Source organism: Pedobacter gandavensis (assembly GCF_032677645.1).
GTDB classification, from domain to species: Bacteria; Bacteroidota; Bacteroidia; order Sphingobacteriales; family Sphingobacteriaceae; genus Pedobacter; species Pedobacter gandavensis_A.
Window position 1 is genome coordinate 57,205 of the sequence record NZ_JAVTSB010000017.1, and the last position, 18,834, is coordinate 76,038.

At 36.6% G+C, this 18,834-nt stretch carries 20 protein-coding genes; 11 read left to right on the top strand and 9 right to left on the bottom strand.

Features of this window, described 5'->3' with window-relative positions; translation table 11 throughout:
- Positions 1–60 precede the first annotated feature (60 nt).
- On the top strand, positions 61–936 hold the full coding sequence (locus R2Q66_RS23560; RefSeq protein ID WP_316753857.1) for an AraC family transcriptional regulator: 876 nt from the start codon (positions 61–63) through the stop codon (positions 934–936).
- A gap of 673 nt (positions 937–1,609) precedes the next feature.
- Here the strand turns inward: R2Q66_RS23560 and R2Q66_RS23565 are convergent.
- From R2Q66_RS23565 to R2Q66_RS23590, 6 genes are all read right to left on the bottom strand, one after another.
- Positions 1,610–2,614, bottom strand: coding sequence for a hypothetical protein (locus R2Q66_RS23565; RefSeq protein WP_316753859.1), 1,005 nt, complete (start codon positions 2,612–2,614; stop codon positions 1,610–1,612).
- Complete coding sequence (locus R2Q66_RS23570; protein WP_316753860.1) at positions 2,614–4,650, bottom strand: AAA family ATPase; 2,037 nt, start codon at positions 4,648–4,650, stop codon at positions 2,614–2,616. The genes R2Q66_RS23565 and R2Q66_RS23570 overlap by 1 nt, the downstream gene beginning before the upstream one ends.
- A 250-nt stretch (positions 4,651–4,900) precedes the next feature.
- The gene (locus tag R2Q66_RS23575; RefSeq protein ID WP_316753862.1) at positions 4,901–7,255 is read right to left on the bottom strand and encodes a restriction endonuclease; all 2,355 of its coding nucleotides are present in this window, start codon (positions 7,253–7,255) and stop codon (positions 4,901–4,903) included.
- 99 nt (positions 7,256–7,354) lie between these two features.
- Positions 7,355–8,686: a hypothetical protein gene (locus R2Q66_RS23580; protein WP_316753864.1), complete on the bottom strand. Its 1,332-nt coding sequence runs from the start codon at positions 8,684–8,686 to the stop codon at positions 7,355–7,357.
- 24 nt (positions 8,687–8,710) lie between these two features.
- Positions 8,711–9,166, bottom strand: coding sequence for a hypothetical protein (locus R2Q66_RS23585; RefSeq protein WP_316753867.1), 456 nt, complete (start codon positions 9,164–9,166; stop codon positions 8,711–8,713).
- Position 9,167: 1 nt separating this feature from the next.
- The gene (locus tag R2Q66_RS23590; RefSeq protein WP_316753869.1) at positions 9,168–10,067 is read right to left on the bottom strand and encodes a hypothetical protein; all 900 of its coding nucleotides are present in this window, start codon (positions 10,065–10,067) and stop codon (positions 9,168–9,170) included.
- A gap of 437 nt (positions 10,068–10,504) precedes the next feature.
- Here R2Q66_RS23590 and R2Q66_RS23595 point away from each other — a divergent pair, with 437 nt between their 5' ends.
- The 4 genes from R2Q66_RS23595 to R2Q66_RS23610 all read left to right on the top strand — a co-directional run bounded on the left by R2Q66_RS23595 (position 10,505) and on the right by R2Q66_RS23610 (position 13,731).
- Positions 10,505–11,263: a hypothetical protein gene (locus tag R2Q66_RS23595; RefSeq protein ID WP_316753871.1), complete on the top strand. Its 759-nt coding sequence runs from the start codon at positions 10,505–10,507 to the stop codon at positions 11,261–11,263.
- 21 nt (positions 11,264–11,284) lie between these two features.
- Positions 11,285–11,632, top strand: a complete 348-nt coding sequence (locus R2Q66_RS23600; RefSeq protein ID WP_316753872.1) for a helix-turn-helix domain-containing protein — start codon at positions 11,285–11,287, stop codon at positions 11,630–11,632.
- Between the two features lie 534 nt (positions 11,633–12,166).
- Positions 12,167–12,739: a BfmA/BtgA family mobilization protein gene (locus R2Q66_RS23605; protein WP_316753874.1), complete on the top strand. Its 573-nt coding sequence runs from the start codon at positions 12,167–12,169 to the stop codon at positions 12,737–12,739.
- A 2-nt stretch (positions 12,740–12,741) separates the two neighbouring features.
- Complete coding sequence (locus R2Q66_RS23610; RefSeq protein ID WP_316753876.1) at positions 12,742–13,731, top strand: DUF5712 family protein; 990 nt, start codon at positions 12,742–12,744, stop codon at positions 13,729–13,731.
- A 138-nt stretch (positions 13,732–13,869) separates the two neighbouring features.
- Here R2Q66_RS23610 and R2Q66_RS23615 read toward each other — a convergent pair whose 3' ends face one another.
- Together R2Q66_RS23615 and R2Q66_RS23620 are read right to left on the bottom strand one after the other, a co-directional pair.
- On the bottom strand, positions 13,870–14,160 hold the full coding sequence (locus R2Q66_RS23615; protein WP_316753878.1) for a hypothetical protein: 291 nt from the start codon (positions 14,158–14,160) through the stop codon (positions 13,870–13,872).
- A gap of 15 nt (positions 14,161–14,175) precedes the next feature.
- The gene (locus R2Q66_RS23620) at positions 14,176–15,084 is read right to left on the bottom strand and encodes a HEPN domain-containing protein (protein ID WP_316753880.1); all 909 of its coding nucleotides are present in this window, start codon (positions 15,082–15,084) and stop codon (positions 14,176–14,178) included.
- Between the two features lie 382 nt (positions 15,085–15,466).
- On the opposite strand from R2Q66_RS23620, the gene R2Q66_RS23625 reads away from it, so the two are divergent.
- The 6 genes from R2Q66_RS23625 to R2Q66_RS23650 all read left to right on the top strand — a co-directional run bounded on the left by R2Q66_RS23625 (position 15,467) and on the right by R2Q66_RS23650 (position 18,036).
- The gene (locus tag R2Q66_RS23625) at positions 15,467–15,787 is read left to right on the top strand and encodes a hypothetical protein (protein WP_133779876.1); all 321 of its coding nucleotides are present in this window, start codon (positions 15,467–15,469) and stop codon (positions 15,785–15,787) included.
- A gap of 13 nt (positions 15,788–15,800) precedes the next feature.
- On the top strand, positions 15,801–16,145 hold the full coding sequence (locus tag R2Q66_RS23630; RefSeq protein ID WP_316753884.1) for a hypothetical protein: 345 nt from the start codon (positions 15,801–15,803) through the stop codon (positions 16,143–16,145).
- Positions 16,146–16,161: 16 nt separating this feature from the next.
- Entirely contained in the window at positions 16,162–16,581 is a 420-nt protein-coding gene (locus R2Q66_RS23635) for a DUF2251 domain-containing protein (protein ID WP_316753886.1), read from the top strand.
- Between the two features lie 16 nt (positions 16,582–16,597).
- Positions 16,598–16,918, top strand: coding sequence for a hypothetical protein (locus tag R2Q66_RS23640; RefSeq protein ID WP_316753887.1), 321 nt, complete (start codon positions 16,598–16,600; stop codon positions 16,916–16,918).
- Positions 16,919–16,949: 31 nt separating this feature from the next.
- Positions 16,950–17,657 carry a hypothetical protein gene (locus R2Q66_RS23645; RefSeq protein WP_316753889.1) on the top strand — a complete coding sequence of 236 codons (708 nt, stop codon included), beginning with the start codon at positions 16,950–16,952 and terminating at the stop codon, positions 17,655–17,657.
- 73 nt (positions 17,658–17,730) lie between these two features.
- The gene (locus R2Q66_RS23650; protein WP_316753891.1) at positions 17,731–18,036 is read left to right on the top strand and encodes a hypothetical protein; all 306 of its coding nucleotides are present in this window, start codon (positions 17,731–17,733) and stop codon (positions 18,034–18,036) included.
- 145 nt (positions 18,037–18,181) lie between these two features.
- On the opposite strand, the gene R2Q66_RS23655 is transcribed toward R2Q66_RS23650, so the two are convergent.
- Positions 18,182–18,834: site-specific integrase (locus R2Q66_RS23655; protein ID WP_316753893.1), on the bottom strand; the 653-nt coding region annotated here is incomplete at its 5' end.

The window sequence follows — 18,834 nt, forward strand, 5'->3', positions numbered from 1 at the left end:
TCAATGATATTTGGAACAATGTAAGCTAATCGTTAAATTAATATGAATTACACCAGACACATGGAAAACACCATCATCCTTGAACACAATATTCTTTATTCCCATAGCGAGCAAAAAATAAAAAATACCGAACATTACTTTCCAGAACACGCTCTAGGAATCATGTTATCCGGTGAATCGGAGTATTTTACAAACGAGGGAGCATTTGTAATGAAACAGGGTGCCATTTGTTTGATGCGCAGGAACCAATTGTTCAAAAAACGGAAGAACCTTGGTCCGAACGGAGAGCCGATTGCGCTGGTTAGCATATTCCTTGACCAGCAATTCCTGCAAGGGTACGCGTCAGAAAACGACATTCCAAAACAGAACGCTTATAAAGGTCCGCCCATGATCGAGCTGACGGGAAATGAATTCCTCAAAGCTTTTTTCAACTCACTTTTGCCCTATATTGATAATCCGAAAAAGCTCACCGCAAAGATAGCTGAACTTAAGACCCATGAGGCAATTGAGCTCTTGCTCCAGAAGGGAGAAGTATTCCGCACTTTCCTGTTTGATTTCCAAGAGCCAAATAAGATAGACCTGGAAGCATATATGCACCATAACTACCGGTACAACATCTCTATGTCCTCGTTTGCCCGGCTCACCGGACGCAGCCTTTCCACCTTCAAAAGGGATTTCTCCAAGCTATTTGGAACCACACCCGAAAGGTGGCTGCGACAAAAACGGCTGGAGCAGGCCCACCATCTGCTCCTAAACCGAAAACAGCGTCCATCGGATGTATATCTCGAAGTGGGGTTTGAAAACCTGTCCCATTTTTCCTTTGCCTTTAAAAAACGGTTTGGGTTGGCCCCTTCTGAGCTGATGCCCAATGAAAGGGCCAGTAGGGATTTGAATAAACCACGACAAACTGATCCCGCTTCGCCCATTTTGCATTGACCCCAATTGCTATTAATAGTCAGTTGATTAGATCCTGTTTTGAAAATGGCGAAGTGGGGACAGTCAAAGTGGTTTCTCCAGTTATCTAAATCAAAATGTGTAAATTTTGAACGTAATGATATTCAATAATTTACAAGGTTTCTGGTGCCCCAGCTCGGAGCGATAGAATGGAGTACCGAATAGGGCACCAGGATAAGCGAAATTTTGTGTGATTTTGACATTTCCTAAAAACAAAAATGGCCTTAAACATACATTTAAAGCCATTTTGTGTATTTTGAATGAATACTAGCGGAGAGTGGGGGAACTGTACCCAAGCTTAAAATCCCGCTTTAATATGGTGTCTTGAAGGTTTGTAATTGTCGACTCACCGAATCACTCACCTTTTTAATTTCTTTTATAACTGCAAATGCTATGAATTAAATTTAGGTTTTTATTCTTTAAATAGCTAATCTAAAATTGGTTTTTATTAATATGATCATCAAGTTGCTTATCCCGTTCTATCCTAGAATGTAATCCAGTTTTACTTTATTCTATTTGGGGCACTACACTTGTAAAGTTTTCCATGGCATAGCTTTATAACCTAGGGATAAGGCTATAAAGTTTCATCACTGCTAGTGACGTTTAAAAACATCCCTAGTAGTTATGGACTTCAACTGATTTTAAATCATTTCCGTTAGCTGATTAATATTAACTCCTTCAAAATATCATGTTTGAATTTACTAAAAGGGCGTTTGTGATAATTCTGTTCCATCTGCTCAATACCAAACACCATCCGGTAAATCTCCTCCAAACTGACATCAAGCGCATCAAAAGTATCGTTGAACAGTGTGTGGATATAATCATCCGTATACTTATATTTAAGATCCAAAAGATCACGGAGTTCCATTGCTGAATGAGCATTATAGACTTCACTGATCTTAAACGCACTCAAATGATTTGCCATTTTTGATCCCTTTTTGACGTTTATTTTCACATTTAGGTCTTTAATATCTTTATGATTGAAACTGAAACTGAAAACTTCCGCCGGATCTTGCATGTAGGGATGGGTATAGTTTTCCAGATCGAATATTTCATCCCCTTTGACAGAACTGTTGCAGACTGAACAGCTTGGGATCAGGTTATAAAACGATACACCGAGAATGGGATAAACGCTGTGTGCGAACCAATGGTCGAACTGTGGCCTGGTGATCCGGTTATCATCATTAAGCCGCCGCTGGCCTTTTTCTAATGGCGTAATTACAGTATTGGTGTAAAGACGGTTACAGTAGGTGCAGGTATAACGGTCTAATACCGTTGCCAGGTTATATGATTTAGATTTTGACTTGCTGAGTATCTTTTCATAATCAAAGATCTTCAAAAGGCTTCCACTTATTTTATATCTCCCGATCAGCGTTTTCTCAACTAAGCTTAAATCTTTATCCTGCTTAGATTTGATCTTTAAATAGGTCAGGTATTCCTTTCCGTTGAAGTTCTTTATCAGTTTAGGCATAAACTCATTGTGGTGTCTGATGAGTAGGTCAGGGGTATCAGTGAGTATACTGGTCACACGTTTCTCATCTAAGAAAGTCTGGGCTGCCACTGGGATACCCGAGTTTGGAACTGCATCCAGTAAAGTTTGCTTCATGGAATCAGCATAGTCGGCCAGCTGCTTAACGGTGGGCTTATTCAGATAAAGCATTATTTTCCTTTTTTAAGTTTATTTGCCTGATCTGTTAATAGTTTGATCTTGTTCTCTATGTCAGTCAGTTGCAGATCTGTCGCGTGATATTCATCATACATCTGTGATAATTTTTGTTTCAGAATCGGCTCATCAATGATACGGATTAGCCGGTAATGGACCTGTTTATCCCGGTATATTACAATCTTCCTTTGTTCTTTAAGTTCAGCTTCCTTCGCTTCAATCAGTTCGGCAGACATTTCTTTTTTCTTTGCCTCTGTGAGCTCTTTTTCCATGCGCTTCATGTTCAGGTAATTGATCGTATCCTGAATTTTGTTTTTTGCGAATTCTCCCATAGTACCGTTTTCAAGGAAAAAACTCTGTTTCATGAGGTCGTGGATGTTTGCGCCAAAGGTTTTGAAAGTGAGATTTTTTCCAGCAATTTTTCCTGATTCAGTCAGGAACATGATATTGGTATGCGGTATATCAGATAGGATGAATGGAGAATGGGTTACAAAGCAAAAATTAATCCCCCTAATGTCTTTCAGTCTGACCTTCCTGATGCTTTCTAATATATAGCTAATATACTGTCGCTGCATTTCCGGGTGGAAATACAACTCGATCTCTTCCAGTACAATGTTTACGAAACGGTATTTTACCCGGTTATCAGTTGCCTGAACAGAGTTAATATTGACAAGATGGTATAATATGGAACTGACAGAGAATGTAAGCTGTTTTTCACCTGAACTCAGCTTTTTAAAATGGATATCCTCACCATCACCTGATTTTGGTTTCAGCATGATCTCGATCGAGAAAATAGGAGGAGGGACGATTTCGATGAGCTGCAGGTCTCGCTCGGGATACTTGCCCCGCATTCTTTTCAGTTCCTTTTGCAGGGCGTCAAGTGTTATTTCCTGATCTTTCAGCGGCAGGTTTTGGAAAAGTAGAAAGTTAAGTGCCTGCCGTAATTTAAAGGTAATATGGCTGTGGTCTTCCATCAGCGTTTGAATGAACTTTGGCAGCAGATCGCTGTCAAATCTTTTCTTTTTCTTGGAAAAATAATCGATGTAATCGGTGTACTTCAGACAGATACTTGCCAGTTTATATAAAATATAATCCAGAACAATTTCGTACTCTCCTTCAAGGTGCTCCCACTTAAACGGGTAGTGTACATTAAGCATATCGAGAATTTTGACTCTCTGATCTGTGAAATCATCGATCCGTATAACATCAGGTTCTTGTGAGGATTTTGAACGGGTCTGCCATAAGTCCTTATCTTTTTTGCTTTTATTTAAGGTAAGCTTTAGTTTGTAAGCGGTTAGATTATTTGATACATCTCTGAAACTGAAGCGGGCGCTTGATTCCGGCAAAATGAAGTTTGCGATCAGTCGGGAAACAACAAGGTGGTTTTCGGTATTGATGTCAATATTTCCATCCGTCCGCATCGGATTAATTACCAGCGGTGTTTGGTAACCGTCATTTTTATGAAACAGCGGATCCAGCCAGTTTAGCTCATCAAGATCATTATGATTGTAGGCATAATGGGAGTAGTTGACCGCTATAGAGTAAAAAAAATCCGGTATCTTTTGATTTTTTACCGGGGGTTTCGGCAATAATGTTTCCTCGTCGTACTCAAATAAACTGGTTTTATCTGCTCTGATCTCCAACCTGTAAAAGCGATCTGTAAAATAATACAGCGCGACATTTAATTTTTTAAGCGGCTCAAATCTTGTATTCGGGAAGTTCTGCCCATTGGTCATATTGTAGACTGATCTGAAAAACAGTTCAACGATCGTGCTTTTACCGGAACCGTTCTTGCCGACGATCGCGGAGATATTAATGTTAATGTCGTTTACCTTGAAAAAGTCAGGAGGGGCAGCATCTTCAAAACTGATGTGCTCGTTTTTGGGATTTATTTTGTAATTGTTATAAAAATAATAAGGTATTCCGGGTGTCAGCAGTTTATAATAATCCTTATCGCAGCCCGGAAGTGTTCTTATAGCGATGATTTTAAAATCAATGGCTTTATCTTCGGCTTTATTTATTTTTTCAGTCATGAATTGTGTGTTGGTCGCGGTTTGCTAATATTAGCTATTTTTCCGGAAAAATATCATGCAGGACTTTAAATTAAACGTAAAGAATTCTTAGCAACTATCCGGGTGCATGAGCACGCTGGATAAACCATGGCAAACTGATCGCACTTCGCCGATTTTGCATTGACCCCAATTGCTATTAATAGTCAGCTTATTAGATCCTGTTTTGAAAATGGCTAAGAGGGGGCAATCATATTGGTTTCTCCATTTAGCATCATTGTTTCTTTGTAAACAAACGGTGTATTTCTATCCATGGATCCTCTGCGGATTTGATTTCCTGGCTAATCCTTGGAGAAAAGCTTTGGTCACCTCTGGAATCGTAATAATCTTCCTGTAGATCCGAGATCACCCGATTGCTATCGAATTCATAGTTATGCTCCAGGTCTTTAAAATAGTCACTGAGTTTAACGTCATCAATAAATTCGATGTATTTGTTCCATACCTTTTCAACAATACGTGTTTCTGCACGGGCGGCACCATATTCATTAATAAAATCAATCAGGTGTGGTTCGTCATGATCAATATCGCTGATGACATCTGCAAAAACTTCTGCCAGCTTCGCTTGCAGTATGAGTTTGTTGTCGTTATTTTGTATAAAACTTCTCAAGTCCTGTCCATACAGAGGGAATATCTCGGCAAAATATTTAATGTCATTTTCTTCCTCGATATTTTCAAGAATGCCACATGCAAGCACTTCAAAGTTTATTTTGATAAAGTCGATCACCTGGGGCCAATCTTCGTGTGACCCAATAAGCCACAGTAGAAATGAGAACTCTCCGGCGTCCAATGAGAAGGTATCATTGACGATTTGCTCTATTAGGCTGATCGCATGATGCTGATTACTTATCATTTCAGAATCAAAAAATGAGTGTAGCACGTTTAGAATATCGGAGGGCAAATGGGTATTCAGGTAGATGGACTGGAATTCGTTCATCCGGCTAATGAAAGAACAAAACAGTTCGTTTTTAATAGCGGGATTTAGCATCACCTTGTTGTTTTTTACTACATCAAAGTAAATGGTAAATTGCTCCAGATAAACCGCCGAACTTAAAATGCTGATAATCTCAATATCATTATTCTTGAGGTAACCAAGCAGGAAATCAACAACTGAAGGATTAAAAAACGAATATTGATTTTTATTGTTATGCGGATTATGGTTTAGGTTTACAAATCCGTTAAGAACTTTTTTTGTTGAATTCTGGAACGCTTTAGATTGACGGCGCAAGTTATTATGTTTGATTTCGTATTTGTACCGGGCTTCGAACGCTACCGACAAATGATCTGCGTTTACTTGATTACCACCAAGGGTAAAAAGGCATAGTAGTAGGAACCGGTCTTCATCGTTGAGTTGTTTTTCATAGGCATATTGCCAGATTTCATCCGGATTGTCCAGTTTATCAAGTACGTAGTCCTTCACAGATTTGAATTCAGATTCCTTGAATTTTGATTCATCTGTTATAAACTGAATCAGTCTTGGAAAATAATTTTGATGTTGAATAATACTGGAGTAAACTTTTTTTTCAAAGAAGGATGCAAGGAAATCGGTATTTAAATTACTGAAAAATAAATGATTATAAAGTATTTGAGCTTTGCTTAATACCGAGTATTGTTCCAATTCCAGCTCGTATTCCGAAAGCTTGGTTAGTCCGCTATTTTTTAAGTGCTCAAAGTCAAACTGAGCCTGATTCAGAATGGTGGTTCTGGAGGTTAATACCAGATATTTGTTTTTTGCCGACTGGAATTTATGTATAAAACTGATCAGTTTATTTTCTGGATTCTTTGGGTTTCTCAGGTCATAAAGGTTCGCGCCAAGGAAGTCGTCTATGAAAAATATTTGCTTCAATTTTGGATCGTCTGATAGAAGTTGTTCTACTTCTGAAATGCGTCCGTCACAGTAGACCAGGTTATAACCTTCGGCGAGCCGTTCGCAGATCAGCATAAAGGCCAATGTACTTTTACCAACACCAGGAGCCCCTGAAATTACTAAAAATTTATGTTCGGCAAGCTTGTCCAGGGCTTTGTTAAAATTCTCCGTGGGTACGTACAAACGTGCTTTGGAGATGATCTTTGCCCGATGAAAGTCAGAATTGTAAATAGAGGCGTGATGTAAAATATTCAGCATCACATTGGTGCTGGTCAACCATAGTTTGAAAAACTTCTTTTCAATATCCTTGTTCTTGGCGATTAAATTTTCGATTCTCTTTCTGCCATAGATGTCATTGGTAGTTCGAATGTACGGTGCCAAAGAATCTTTCAGTTCCCTTGTATTGGCCGTAGATAGGGCTAAGGTTGTAGCAATGACATACTTTTTTGGACTGGGGACCATCGCCCCCAAGTTTGCCAGTTCTGTATTTTTAAACTTGTTCAGTAAGCCGGCATAAGTTGAATTGATATAGTGTTTGCACTGTACGACAATCTCATTTTCGACATCTCCGGCAAATACCAGATCTATTCCACCGTCTTTGCCCGCTTTAAAAATTTGAAAATCAACTTGATATTGGACGTCAAAAAGATCTTTACACAAATCTTCAAATTCCTTATCATTTAACACGTCCAGGTTGTATTTCATATGGTTTGGTTGGTTAGATCCCAAAGTTAATTAAAAGCAGGATCTCTTTTCTTTACTGAAAGCAGGGAATATTTCCATATCTGTGGAGGTATTCAACGATTATTCATAAACGATGTTTTCAATTTCATGGAAAAAGAAATTGATATATTTCCATTTACCGCCTTTGTCACCAAAGGTGATCATCTCATTATTTGTTCCTTGATAGATAAATCTTAGAGTAACGTGTTTTTCAAATATTCTTTCCTCATATTCAATGTTAAGGTACAATGTGATCTCTGAAATTGAAGGCGAGCAATCTAATACTTTTGTAATTTTATAATCAATTAGCTTCTTTCCAATAAATACATTTCTTACTTTTCCAGCTTCCATATTTTTATTTTTTGACGTTTTTGAAAAATGGTGGATTTGTTCTGATATAGCGCCAAAGTTTCCCTTTGTCCAATATTCTGCAAATTTGATGGCTTCTTGTTCGGGGGTAAAATCAATATAGTCACTTGACACCCCTTTTTCGAGGATGTTTTGTCCGACGAGAATTTTCCGTGGTTTCCATTCGTTTAGCTTCTTGTTTATTAAGATGCTGTTTTTTTTATTTTCTTCGTACGTTGTGAGGTGTTTTTTAAACAGCAGCTTGATTTCTTCTTCTGAGATGTCGGGCTCCAATGGGGGCTGAATTTTCTTACCCGATCTGACTGCATCTGCCCAATCACTGATTGAAAATAACGCAGCCCAGCATTTGGCCGTAACCATTCTATTGGCATATCCTAGATCCCTTCCATGTATTATTCCATGTCTATAAGGGAGGGACAGTTCATTATGGTTCGTTTTATGTCGGCTATTACTGAATATCTCTTTTAGTGATGAAAGTCCTGTGCTGTGGGCGGCAATGGAATCCCATGCGGTAAGATTGGTGTTGTCTGCAAAAAAACCTTTTCCCTTATCAATATCATTCACAGTACCATCGATCATAATTAGAAGAACAGGGACAGCAGCATGATAACGTTTTGCTATTGTGTCTTCAAAGGCTAGCAAAAAGAAATTGTAACGACGACTAAATGCCTCAATGCCCTTTAAACTATGAATTAGTCCCTTTATTTTTTCTGAAGAATAGTAATCGATAAGGTGGTTCTCCGCTATCTCTGTTTTATTCTGATCGGCAAGTTCTACACACTTTAACATCATATCTGTATTCATCGATTCATGAGCAATCCACCCCAACTTTGAAAAATGGTGATTGAAGCGGTCTGGTCCCTTGGAAAGTAGTTCGAGTTGTTTCCTAAAGTCTGGAAGTTTTTCAAAAAGCTCATTGAAGCAGTTGTTAGTAAGCCCAAGTGAAACTGCGAGTTCAGTAATTTTCTGTAGTGACTCTGCTCCTTCAAGTTTTTTCTTTAAGTTTTGATATGTAGGATTATTCTCTATTTTATCTGTGTCCATCTATTATAGATTAAGCATACTATTTTAGGACTCCTGTTTAATTATATAGTAAAAAATATCTAAGAAAGAGAAGACCATTGCTAGTTGGTATATTAAAACTCCCAAGCTAATTGAGTCAACTACTTTTCTTATCTCAATGTCGAATAAAGTAAGCACTATTTTATTACATCCTAGGCTTAAATATAATAAGGCTACGATTATTAAGAGGCCAGAAGCTAAAACAGCTTTTTTATTCAATAGCACTAACGAAGGGAAATTTCCACTTTCCTTAATTCGATTAAGCCCAGGATTATCTCCTTGTAATAATAGCGCTAAGACGGCCAGTAAAAAACCGAAACTGATTGAAGATAGATCAATTGATTTATCCATTACTTTCTCCATATCTAAGCTTTTTCCTAAATCATATTTCAAGTTTATGATTAAGAAACAAAGTGCTAAAGATATAGCTAGATAATCTTGGATAATTCTTCTGATAGTCATATTACAAATATCTATATATATCGGATCTTAGACGCTCATAAGCTAGAATAATTTCTTGTTTTCTTTCAGTTGGTTTGAGATCTGCCATGTTTTTAGTGTCGGTATATCTGATTTTTTCAATCATCTTATCCTTTATGAAGTCTACTTCAGTCACCTTTTCTTCATCTTCTTCATATCCTTTTATAGAGAATTTCTTAACGTTTTCTCTTAGTAAATCAAATTTACTATTAATAAATTCAAGCATATTATTAATCGCTCCGTTATGCAGATAGTTAGTTTTATAGGCATCGATTTTATATGTAACGTCTATAAAATCAGCACCTAAAGCTTTTCCTGGAGCTGCGATTTCTTTAATGCTTTTTTGTTCGTTTTTAATCTTTTTTAGCATTTGTTCAGGATTAGCAAACTGAATATGAATTGACTTCTTATCACCCATTTTTAATAGCTTTTCCATTGCATTTGCATTCATTAATGTATGAAATTTTATATCAAACTTAATGATGTCGTCGTAATCTCTAACTAAATCATAAATAAAGCTATCCAGTTGTCCTATAAAAAGACCATCTCTTGTTGTTTCATATAGCAATACTGATTTCTCTTTATTGAATAGAAAAACATTCCCATATACCAGCCCCTCCTCTGTTAACAATCCTAACGACATAGTTATATTGGTATTGATGTTACGTTTTGGTGGCGTTGAATCCATTTTAGTCGATTGCACAATACCAACTACATAATCTGGGTAGTCTTGAATATAAACAAATTGACTAAACTTGCCACTGGATTTTTTATCTGCATTCTGGAAGTCGCCATTTAATAGAATATCTTCAAATTTTAATTCCGATCCATCAATTGTTTTGATTTTCACTTGGACAACTTCAATCTTTTTCTCTTTTAGCATTTGTGTTTGTTTAGTTTGTGAGTTACCATTCTACTTCGTGATTTATTATGGAGTTTAATAGTTTGGTATTCTACTGATTTATAGTTATTTAATTTGTTTTATGATTGGTTTGACATTACAAAGGTTAGGGAGTGGTAGGTTTTACCTCTCCCTAACCTTTATTAAATAAGTAGAATAATAATAGGGATATAAAATTGTCTATTTTCTAATAAAATAAGTGAATTGGAAAAATTGATAATTTGTTGGTAGACTGTTGCTTTTTGAGCTTGAAGAGCTTTGAGCGTTTTATTGCGAATAATGGACTTGTTGTCAATAAACATTAGTTATTATTTGAGATTGTTAAATTTTTCAATTCTACGAAAATTGTTTCAATTTTCAATATATTGATATGGATTGGTCTTTTTTATTGTACTGTACTTGTAATTAATTTATTTTTTATGAAAATCAGCTATTTTAAACCTCATAAGTTTTTGGATTTTTCTCCTAATCGATATGATGTTGGGACATTTACAAATTTTTGGCATTCGTATGATGATAATCACTTTTTGTTGAGATTATGCAAGATAAAGGAAGATGAGTACCTAAGTTATTACAATTATCACTTAGATTATACTTTAGAAAATAGAATTGGAAGTGAGGAAGATTTCTTTTGTGAAGTATGGCGAGTAGTTGCACAGGGGGTTAAATACTATGAAAATCAAAATCCTTTTTCAAGTAGTCATTCGTTACACGTCGATTCTCTATATAAATTACAGCAATTTCAGAAGTATCTAAAAAGCATAGACCAATGGAATGCAAGACCATCTCATATAGTTATTGCAGAAAAGGAAGAAATCATCCAGCAACAAAAGAAGGAAATTGAAGAGCTTCATGCTCGTTGGGATAAAGTGAAAGGATATGAAGTCTCTCAAAAGATCTGGATAAAACAAGGTTACCTGCCTACGGTGATTGATTTGTTCAAACAAATAGAAAAATTGGAAGTGCCTTCTGGTGGAAACCTTTTGAAATACGATCATCAAGTTGCTTATCCCAGAATGATCAGCAAGTATTTTGCCCATGGGGGTAATGACATACCTGTTGAAACTTTGCGTAATTATTATGTTATCAAAAAAGACGATGCCCCTGTAAAGGGGACTTCTATTCAATCAGAGCATAAACTTTTCAAAATTGCACTCGTAAAAGAAACTAAAAAATAACAACCGGTTTAAGACTTGCACATGACCAGAGCAACGGTATGGTCATGGTTTGGGCTGCTTTATGCTCCACATTTGCTTCGTAAACTTAAAACGGAGGTAAATATGCAGATCGAAATTTTCACAAAAGAGGAACTGTTAAAGTTCAAGACCGAACTTATTCAGGAAATTAAACTAGCCATCAAATCAGAGGATGCGCAACCCAAAGAATGGCTTAGAAGTTCAGAAGTCAGAAAGCTGTTAAAAATTTCATCGGGGACACTTCAAAACTTACGCATTAAAGGCATTATACCTTATGAAAAAGTAGGCGGTATTTTCTATTACGCCTATGCGGATATTGTTCAGTTGTTGGGCGAAATCGGGAACTCATGATGGATACAGGAAAACAACTCACGAGCTTTTTGAAAGCTGCCAGTAAAAACAAGCGCTTCCATCAATCACACCTTAGCCTTTATTCCGCCATACTCATGTGCTATACTAAAGGCTTGTGCCAAAATCCTTTTCGCATATCAAGGCGTGAGCTGATGAAACATTCGGCAATACACTCATTTGCTACTTACCACAAGTGCATGAAGGATTTGGTGAAACAAGGATATGTAGAATATCAGCCGTCATACCATCCGCACTTGGCTAGTCAAATTACTTTGTTAAATGACAATGAAAGTCATGAGGGGTAAGCTCCATGCAAGTCAAGTCCTTTTCCTCTTTTGGAAAAGGAGCAAGCGGTGGTTATGCAGAGCATGACCATCAGCCTATAAGCTATGCTTATGGCTGTTTCACGAACCCTCCAGAGGTTCGTTAGGCCGCCAAAGTCGGCAAGAGCAAGGTAAAAAGAACCCTGTGGGGGTGTCTTTATAGCTGGATATACAAATAAAGGAATAGGTAACAATATAACAAGACGAATATATGGAGCATGAAACCTTAAGGACTGTTAAATTTCCAGAGGCGGTGGCGCTGAAATTTGACAAGATTGCGCTAAAGTTGGGAAGAAGTAAGCGCAAGCTCTTTACCCAAATGGTTGATTACTTTTTTAGGAGTAAAAAAGATCCATCCGATTTAAACGATGAATTTTTAAAGACTACACTACTTAAAAGCCATAAGGATTATATCGGTTTTATCCGAACACAGGAAAATGAACTGCTCATTCCGATAAAGACAGATGTCACAAGAATGGTCGTCAAGTTGGGGGAAATAGTAGATTGTTTCAATGCCCAGGTGATCAGGCATAATGATAAGTTGATGGCTAAACAGTTGGTGCTATTAGATAATCAGGATGTGCAGGTTAGGAAATTTTCGCAAACCGATGAGTTGATGAAGCTGGTTTTAAATAAGCTGGAAACCAAAGACCAGTTAAAAAGGAAATTCCTACATATTCTGGACGCTTACATTAAAGCCAGAAACTCCTTTAGTATTACAACAGCAGGTAAGGAAAAAGACGAATTGATTCAAAAAACCAAAGACCTGATCAACTACTTATAATCATGTATATCAACATTACCGACAAAGTAACGGCAGATAATAAGGGCAGTAGTGGGGGGCTGGTTCATTATTTGGAAAAGGAAAACAGGACTTGCAATAAAGAAACACCTGAATGCTGGTTTAATCAGGAACGTAAAGATTTTGAACCTTATGAAGTTCGCAGAAAGATTGATAGCAATAAGGCGCAATTGCGCAATGATGAGGCTAAGTTTTTCCTGATCAATATCAGTCCAAGCCAAAAGGAAATCAAGCACCTGATTGAGCAATATGGTGAGCTGGGTGCAAAGGAAAAGTTAAAACAGTATGCTGAAAAGGCAATGACGGAATACGCCAAGAATTTTAAAAAGTCGGGAGTGACCAGCAATAAGGATTTGGTGTGGTTTGCCAAGTTGGAAAATAACAGATATTATACCTACAAAGATGCAGAAGTGAAAAGTGGTGCTAAGAAAAGAGGTGAACTAAAAACAGGCGAACAAATGCACATTCAGGTGATTGTCAGCCGAAAGGATGCGACCAATAAGATTAGGTTAAGCCCTATGAATAGCTCTAGGGGCAGGAATGTAGCGCATTCGAAAAAGATGGGACAGTTTGATAGAGTCGCCTTTAAACAAAGTGGTGAAAAGCTATTTGATCAGTTATTCGATTTTAAACGAAACCTGAATGAAACTATGGCCTATGCAAATATTAAGAAAAATGGAAGTTTAGCACAACGGGAACAGCTCAGTATATTGGAAAAGGGATTAGAAATGAACTACCAATCAAAATCTATGGCCAATGAATTGGTTAAAGGAGTTGCTGATGGTGTATTTAAAAGCGCCACAGTTATGCTGGAAAGTGTTGGACAAACCGTTTCCAGTTTTCTTAAAGTTATGATGGAGCCTGTTTATGATACAGGAGCAGGAATGAATCCTATGGTGGGCACTAGAAAAAGAAGAAAAAAGCGGAAAGGAAAACAAAACGAGCAGGAGCATGAGCAAGGGCTAAGTCGATAAGGGTGGGGGAAAAATGATTTTGCCCCACCCGCATTTGCGGCCTGCAAAAACCCATACCCACATAGCTCTGCTTCGTTTTTGCTTTGGTGTTTACGAAAAACCTTTTTGGCGTACTATTAATAGGATCGTCTTTTCTGTTCATCCGTTAGGGGGCTGAATTTCCAGCTTTCTCCTTTCTGTATATATAAACGAAGCGTTTATAAATTCAACGAGTTGTGTGTAAAAGAATAGCATATCAGCATTTTCCTCTCCCTCGGCAAAATCTACAGAGTTGTTTACCCATCCTTTGTAAAGTTGCCATGCTTTTTCCCTGATATGGTGAAGATCATTGTTGTCAAAAAAGTCGGACATTGTGCTTAAAGGGCTTTCTAATTCGAAATCTGATAAATTTGTGGGCTGGTAATCCAGCTTTTTCATAATGTTTTCCATAATCTTATTTTTAAATCAGTATTGAATAGTAAAATTGGTTGCTCTGGCGAGGTTAACAAATTCATTGTATAGCATCGCTTGTTGCGTTAATTGTGCTATTTTCTCTTCACACATTACTTTGGCGAGTGTTACAAACTCTATAATCTTATTATATAAAAGCCAAGAGTCATCCTCAGAAACGTTAAAAGTATCCTTGTATCTCGCTGCCGAATAACTTTTAAGTAATATCTCAAAAAGTCTTTCGTCATCAGGGCTGCCAGATAGGAACATTTTAATGGGGGCATCAGAAAAGCAGCAACACAGCTTTAAAAGACGGTGTAAATTATGAATATCTGATCGATAGGCCAGATGCACCCTGATTAGTGCAATACAGGTTTGTTCTACAACCTGATGCAGCATAAATACACATGCATTATGTTGTTCAGTGATGATGCACTCATGCGCTCCTGTTAAGAAACCATTCGCTAATGTTATTCTGTGGTCGAAATGTTCTCTTGCTTTTATAGCTGCCCCAATTGGAATAAAACGATTGGAGAAATCGAAAGTTGTCATTCCATCACGGCTATAAATCAATTGAGCTGAACTGCAAACTGTAATAAAAAAACGATTATTAGCCATAATAGCTTCCTCAATGGTTTCTTTCCCATGGGAGAGGATTGTAATTATGCCTTGGTTGTAATTTCCATTTGCAAAATCCTGTATCTCATGTTCAATTCGGGTGTTGCTATCAGTAACAAGCAGTAAGCAATAATTGCACTGATAGCTTGCAGCTTTTTCTATAAAACAGCCCTCATCATCTTGGCTGTAAGTCTTTTTAAAAAAGCTAAAGATTTGAAGAGGCTTGAACTTTTGAACAAGCTTATGGATGAACTCTCTGAAGTAAATCGCATGATCTTCTGTTGGTGATAAGGTTTGTAGTTCCATATTGATCTCATTTAATTGGTTACAGTTTAAATGAGTCGCAAAGGGGTTTTACACATAAAATAAGGCGTGAAACCCACTTTCCACCTTAGAGGCCCTGAGAAGCCTTGGATATGGAAAAGCAGGCTCACGCCTATGACGTGAGCACTACACTTACTCCTCGTATCCATTTGAAATTTCTCAGGTTTCTAAGACGAGACTCGAAGTGCGAATGCTTCAATATTTTGTGAAGTAATCGCTAAAAATAATTTTTTAATCTATCATTAACCAAACTTACAAATAAGTATCGGTTAAAACAAACTAATAGTATTTTATAAATTACTATTAGTTCTTTTTAAGTTATTAATAGTTTTCTATTAACGACTTTAGCTATAAACAAAGAAATATGGCTAATTGGACGCTTACGAATAATAACCCTGAAAAAGATCTATCATCAATAGGTGCTTTATTTGAAACACATAAAATAAAAAAGATGTATGATATTTCTGAATTATATCCTACCAAGGTCATTAAGTTACTTGGAATAAATTCAGAACGCTATTCAGTGAAGTTAGCTGATCCCGAAAAATTCATGGTATCTGAGATTTTGCGTCTAGCTTATATATTTAATATTGATCCAAATCTTATAATTGATGTGATACAAGCTGAAACAGAAAAGAAGCTTGTAAATAAGATTAACGTACATAAAGCTAAACATACTAAATAGCGTATTGATTGAAATGAAAGCAGACTTCATTGCTACACTTATTTATAGAACGACCGAGCAGGGCGGACGAAAAACACCGGCAAAGTCAGGCTATAGGCCACAAGTGAAGTTTGATTTTGATGAAATGCAAACTTCCGGACAGCAAATATTTATTGGTAGAGAACTAGTTTTTCCTAGTGAAACCGTTGATGCAGAAATAAGAATAATTGCAGTTGATTACTTTGCAAGCAAACTTACAGAAGGAATGGAGTTTGAATTTAGAGAGGGTGCTACAGTAATTGGGACAGGTAAAATAAAGTTTATCATCAATGATAAACTAAAAAAAATAGATGCTTCAGGCGATGCCTTTCCTAGTTGATAACCAGTATTACTTTATGATAAGCAAACCAAAGTTAATAATTTACGAAGAGCAAACATTTAATGTCGGTCAAGACACTTTTATTGAAAGTACCGCGGAAAATGATAATGCTGTTGTATTTGAAGACAATTGTGAAACAGGCTATTTATATGCAGTTGATAGAAAGGATAACGGCTTAAAAATTTTGGATGGACTTCATATTTACGATGTTGCTAATGTAACTGATAAGGATAGGCCATCTACAGTAAAGTTATTGTGGACGGAAGACTTGACAAAAGCCGTTCTTTCTATAAATAACTATTACCACGCTATCTTTGACTTCCAAAATCATGCAGGTTATTGTAGAAATGGATTTCCTGAGACAAATAACTCTTGGACTAAGATGAAAGAACGGAAACTAACAGATATGCTAGCTGACGAATTATTAAAATTATAATAACTATAGCTGTAATATGTGGACACCAATCAAGTTAAACGAATTAGAAGAGTGGATTTTACGGGGAGAGTTAAAACTTGAAGATGAATTCTTGAACTTTTGGAATTTAATAAAAATAACGCCTAAAAAATGGCAAGAGAAAGAATACGGAGGTGAAGGAGGTGGGTTTTGGGTTGTTGCAATTTTTGGAACTAAAGTTATTTATTACAACGACATTGAGGACGGGTTTAATATCTCTGAATACGAAGCCTATGGACAAATTAAGGAGTATTCATGCAATCAAAGTGAACTTGATTGGGTTATAATTGAATTATACCAACGACTTAAAGCTGAGTAATAAATTCGCTTCCATTAAAGACAATATAGAAATGATAATTCCTTCAGATAAAGAATATACCCAGACAAAAAGGATAATGCTAGGGACGGAGAAAATGAAACAGGAGTTCGTTCCCCTAGCTGAATGGATTGATAAAACCTATGGAGTAAGGACTGTAAATATAATTTACGATACCCTGGACGATAAAAGACCAAGAATTCAAATATGCTTTGAATTTGAAAAAGAGAAGAATAAATTCCTCACAAATGACATCTCTTATTTTGATAATGAAAAGCAAAAAGCAATTGCAGAAAAGTTTAGTGAGACAATCCAGATGCAAGGGCTTTCAAAAAAGACAAAGTCATTATTCAATCTTTTCGGAAATAATAAGAAAGGACGGTATTTAACGGAAGACTTATTTGTGATTTATGGAGCATTTGAACCAATAGCAAAGATGGAAGCAACGGATAAAATAACTGCTAAGCAAACAGACAATTTTAAGAAATCATTCAACAACCTCGATATTTGGACAATTTCAATAGGCTTTACTATCCCTACTTTCTTTATGTATACAGAGGACAAAATAAAGAAATATGATAAGCCAGAAATAAAAAGTGATTGGGCGGATCAATATTATGCTCTCATTAAACCATTCGATGACTTCAATTATTTTAAGAGGGAAGAAATTCAAATCCTATTGGACAGTAAAGAGAACTTTGACAATAATTATGAAAGCAATTGGTATTATTATTACAAATGAAACGTTAGCAAGCATTAGTGGGGAAATGGGCATTGAATTATTAACTTGTAACACTTAAAATTCAACCACGGTAATGAAAATTGACCAGATAACCGAAATAGGTATAGATGACAAAGAAAGGCTTTACATCAAACCTGCCACAGTGCGTTTTACTCTTATTTATAGGACAGCGACTGAAGTGCATTGGGACGATAAAGGACTTTTTCTGTATTCGCCAAAGCCAAGAGAATGGACATATTTTGATTGGTATAAACACATAATTAAAGTGGCAAAAGATGAATGCAATTGTGAACTGGTTTTAATTGAACAGACCTTATGGATAAATATTGCTGACGAGTTAAGGAAAGAGATTTTAAACTTGCAACAAATACCTCTATAACGCTGTTTAAGCGGAGTTTTATGAAGGAGGAGTAAGCTGTGAATAAGAAAGCGGGAATGATCTCCGACCATTCCCGCTTCATCTAAATTAACGCTCTCATATATAAAGACGTTAATTAGGGTTAGATATTGTGTTACCCGATAAATTAAATTACTGCATACTTATTTTTAAGTGCCGCCATATCAGCACCAACTTTAATATCCAGTATTTTAGCATAGTGTTGTGTCGTCTGAATATTAGTATGCCCCAGCATTTTCGAAACGCTTTCAATAGGAATCCCATTCAATAATGTAACCGTTGTGGCAAATGTATGCCTTGCTATATGGAAAGTGATCTGCTTCTGTATGCCGCAGAAGTCCGCAACCTCTTTTAAATAGCTGTTCATCTTCTGGTTGCTAGATACGGGTAACAGTAATCCAGTATTTAAGCACATCCGATTATTCTGGTATTGATTTAATAGGGTAGAGGCGGCAGGCAACAAAGGAATACGGGAAGGCACATTTGTTTTTTGTCTATTTATAGAAATCCATTTTCCCCCGTCAATGCCAGTTACAATATCACCTCTTTTTAAATTCTTAACATCCACATAGGCAAGGCCAGTATAACAGCAGAATAAAAATATATCCCTTACTTGCGCCAATCTTTCAGAAGCCAGCGACTTATTGGCTATCATCTTTATTTCTTCTTCATTAAGGTACACCCGATCAACCTTTTTAATCTTGTTTTTATAGTTTTGAAATGGGTCGGTAGCCAGCAATGTAATCGGTAAATAGCAGTGCACAGAAAATGGCAAATAAG

What these genes read in the sequence shown, in the direction of transcription:
- R2Q66_RS23560 (WP_316753857.1), top strand. Translation starts at nt 61, where the DNA reads ATGGAAAACACCATCATCCTTGAACACAATATTCTTTATTCCCATAGC.
- R2Q66_RS23565 (WP_316753859.1), bottom strand. Translation starts at nt 2,614, where the DNA reads ATGCTTTATCTGAATAAGCCCACCGTTAAGCAGCTGGCCGACTATGCT.
- R2Q66_RS23570 (WP_316753860.1), bottom strand. Translation starts at nt 4,650, where the DNA reads ATGACTGAAAAAATAAATAAAGCCGAAGATAAAGCCATTGATTTTAAA.
- R2Q66_RS23575 (WP_316753862.1), bottom strand. Translation starts at nt 7,255, where the DNA reads ATGAAATACAACCTGGACGTGTTAAATGATAAGGAATTTGAAGATTTG.
- R2Q66_RS23580 (WP_316753864.1), bottom strand. Translation starts at nt 8,686, where the DNA reads ATGGACACAGATAAAATAGAGAATAATCCTACATATCAAAACTTAAAG.
- R2Q66_RS23585 (WP_316753867.1), bottom strand. Translation starts at nt 9,166, where the DNA reads ATGACTATCAGAAGAATTATCCAAGATTATCTAGCTATATCTTTAGCA.
- R2Q66_RS23590 (WP_316753869.1), bottom strand. Translation starts at nt 10,067, where the DNA reads ATGCTAAAAGAGAAAAAGATTGAAGTTGTCCAAGTGAAAATCAAAACA.
- R2Q66_RS23595 (WP_316753871.1), top strand. Translation starts at nt 10,505, where the DNA reads ATGAAAATCAGCTATTTTAAACCTCATAAGTTTTTGGATTTTTCTCCT.
- R2Q66_RS23600 (WP_316753872.1), top strand. Translation starts at nt 11,285, where the DNA reads ATGACCAGAGCAACGGTATGGTCATGGTTTGGGCTGCTTTATGCTCCA.
- R2Q66_RS23605 (WP_316753874.1), top strand. Translation starts at nt 12,167, where the DNA reads ATGGAGCATGAAACCTTAAGGACTGTTAAATTTCCAGAGGCGGTGGCG.
- R2Q66_RS23610 (WP_316753876.1), top strand. Translation starts at nt 12,742, where the DNA reads ATGTATATCAACATTACCGACAAAGTAACGGCAGATAATAAGGGCAGT.
- R2Q66_RS23615 (WP_316753878.1), bottom strand. Translation starts at nt 14,160, where the DNA reads ATGGAAAACATTATGAAAAAGCTGGATTACCAGCCCACAAATTTATCA.
- R2Q66_RS23620 (WP_316753880.1), bottom strand. Translation starts at nt 15,084, where the DNA reads ATGGAACTACAAACCTTATCACCAACAGAAGATCATGCGATTTACTTC.
- R2Q66_RS23625 (WP_133779876.1), top strand. Translation starts at nt 15,467, where the DNA reads ATGGCTAATTGGACGCTTACGAATAATAACCCTGAAAAAGATCTATCA.
- R2Q66_RS23630 (WP_316753884.1), top strand. Translation starts at nt 15,801, where the DNA reads ATGAAAGCAGACTTCATTGCTACACTTATTTATAGAACGACCGAGCAG.
- R2Q66_RS23635 (WP_316753886.1), top strand. Translation starts at nt 16,162, where the DNA reads ATGATAAGCAAACCAAAGTTAATAATTTACGAAGAGCAAACATTTAAT.
- R2Q66_RS23640 (WP_316753887.1), top strand. Translation starts at nt 16,598, where the DNA reads ATGTGGACACCAATCAAGTTAAACGAATTAGAAGAGTGGATTTTACGG.
- R2Q66_RS23645 (WP_316753889.1), top strand. Translation starts at nt 16,950, where the DNA reads ATGATAATTCCTTCAGATAAAGAATATACCCAGACAAAAAGGATAATG.
- R2Q66_RS23650 (WP_316753891.1), top strand. Translation starts at nt 17,731, where the DNA reads ATGAAAATTGACCAGATAACCGAAATAGGTATAGATGACAAAGAAAGG.